The following is a 2197-nucleotide window of genomic DNA, read 5'->3' as shown; positions in this document are numbered from 1 at the left end:
CTGCCTGAGGCGCGCCTGTTCGATCATCGCGGGCGTCAAGTCGATCCCGGTCACATGGCCGACCTGTTCCGCCAAGGCGCAGGCGAGAATGCCCGGCCCGCAGGCGACGTCGAGCGCCGCCGAATCCGCCTGGAGGCGGCAGGCCGCGACGGTGCGCGCCATGGCGTCGCCCTCGGAATGGAGCGGCAAATCCGCGAAGGGCTTCGCCCAGCGGCTGAATTGTTCGACGATCTTGCGGTCATGTTCGCTTTGCACGGCAGGTCTCCCTCGGCGGTGGCGCTTCGGGATAGCCAAATCCGCTGTGGCCGGCTAACGATTGGCGGTCAAAAATGGACGAGATGCGGCCATGAAGACTCTGACGGGCAAGGAAACCCGCGACGTGCTGGCCACACACGGCCTCGACCGACCGCGCGGCGCCGGATTCGCCTTTCGCGACCGCGCCCGCAACACGTTCTACGACTGGCACGCCCACGACTATCACCAGCTTGTCCACGCCATTGATGGCCCGCTGCTGTTCGAAACCGAACGCGGCCGGCATTTCCTGCCTTCCGGCCGCGCTGCATGGATTCCCGCCGGCCTCCGCCACCGCACGCTGATCATCGGAACCGACGGCTCCTCGCTCTATTTCGCGCCGGACGTGGTCGAGGACGAGGGCCGCCGGGCGCGGATCATCGCCACGACGCCGCTGATGCGCGAAATGCTGCTCCACGCGCGGCGCTGGCCGCTTGGCGCAAGCGATTCCGACCCGCTCGCAGCCAGCTTCTTCCGCACACTGGGCCTGATGCTGCGCGAATGGTTGGAAATGGAGCTGCCCTTGTTCCTGCCCGGCAGCGCCGATGCCGCCATCGCCCGCGCCATGGATTACGCCGTCGCCGACCCCGGGGCGGCGACCTATGAGCGCGCGATCGCCGCCGCCGCGCTGTCGGAACGGAGCTTTCGCAGGCGGTTCCGCGAGGAAACCGGCATGGTCTGGCGCGACTGGCTGGTTCAAGCCCGGATGCTGCTGGCGATGGACCTGCTGGAAAGCGGCAGCCGGGTGACGGAAGCCGCCGCCGCAGCGGGCTATCTTTCAATGAGCGCCTTCGCCAAGGCGTTTTACGCGCTTACCGGCGAAACGCCGGTCGGCTTCCGCCAGCGCGCGGCGCAGGACATCAAATCCCGCGCACATGACATTGGCGGCAGGAGGCGCTAAAAGGCCGCCAAACGCATCGGAACGACAAAGTGGCTTATCTTTCGACGCGCGGCGAAGCGCGCAGACTTTCCTTCACCGAAGCCCTGCTGGCGGGCCTCGCCCCCGATGGCGGCCTCTATGTGCCCGAGGCCATGCCGAAGCTTACGCCCGAAACCCTGCGCGGTTTCGCCGGCAAGCCTTATGTGGACGTGGCCGAGACGGTCATCTCGCCCTTCCTCGACGGCGCCATCCCCCACGCCGAATTTCGCGCCATGCTGGAAGCGGCCTATAAAACTTTCCGCCACAAGGCGGTGACCCCGCTCGCGCAGATCGACGACAATCTGTTCGTGCTGGAGCTGTTCCACGGCCCGACGCTCGCCTTCAAGGATGTGGCGATGCAGCTGCTCGGCCGGCTGATGGACCGGGCGTTAAAGGCGCGCGGCCAGCGCGCGACCATTGTCGGCGCGACCTCCGGCGACACCGGCGCAGCCGCGATCGAGGCCTTTCGCGGGCTCGATCAGGTCGATGTCTTCATCCTCTATCCGCATGGCCGCGTCTCGGACGTGCAGCGCCGCCAGATGACCACGGTGGCCGCCGACAATATCCACGCCATCGCGCTCGAAGGCACGTTCGACGACGCACAGGCGATCCTGAAACGCTTCTTCCGCAACCAGCCGCTCCGCGAGGAACTGGGCCTATCCGGCGTCAATTCGATCAATTTCGCCCGCGTCGTCGCCCAGATGGTCTATTATTTCACCGCCGCCGCCGTTCTCGGCGGCCCGGACCGCAAAATCTCCTTCACCGTGCCGACCGGCAATTTCGGCGATATTCTCGCCGGCCATATGGCCAAGCAAATGGGCCTGCCGGTCGAGAAGCTGGTGGTCGCCACCAATTCCAACGACATTCTCGCCCGCGCGCTGGAGACCGGCCGCTACGAAGTGCGTGGCGTCCACGCGACGCAATCGCCCTCGATGGACATTCAGGTGTCATCCAATTTCGAGCGCCTGCTGTTCGACGCCGTCGGCC

The 2197-nt window shown here is 66.3% G+C and carries 3 protein-coding genes; 2 read left to right on the top strand and 1 reads right to left on the bottom strand.

What is annotated here, in order from left to right; all coding sequences use genetic code 11:
• Positions 1-255: methyltransferase domain-containing protein (locus tag ACE3S9_RS18830; protein ID WP_374548009.1), on the bottom strand; the 255-nt coding region annotated here is incomplete at its 3' end.
• A gap of 91 nt (positions 256-346) precedes the next feature.
• Between ACE3S9_RS18830 and ACE3S9_RS18825 the strand changes: the two genes are divergently transcribed.
• Complete coding sequence (locus ACE3S9_RS18825; protein WP_374548008.1) at positions 347-1192, top strand: helix-turn-helix domain-containing protein; 846 nt, start codon at positions 347-349, stop codon at positions 1190-1192.
• Between the two features lie 29 nt (positions 1193-1221).
• Positions 1222-2197: threonine synthase (gene thrC / locus ACE3S9_RS18820; protein WP_374548007.1), on the top strand; the 976-nt coding region annotated here is incomplete at its 3' end.

This window comes from Rhodoblastus sp., assembly GCF_041915505.1.
GTDB lineage: Bacteria > Pseudomonadota > Alphaproteobacteria > Rhizobiales > Beijerinckiaceae > Rhodoblastus.
The sequence above is the reverse complement of the archived record's forward strand: the minus strand, read 5'-3'. Positions and strand labels throughout refer to the sequence as shown.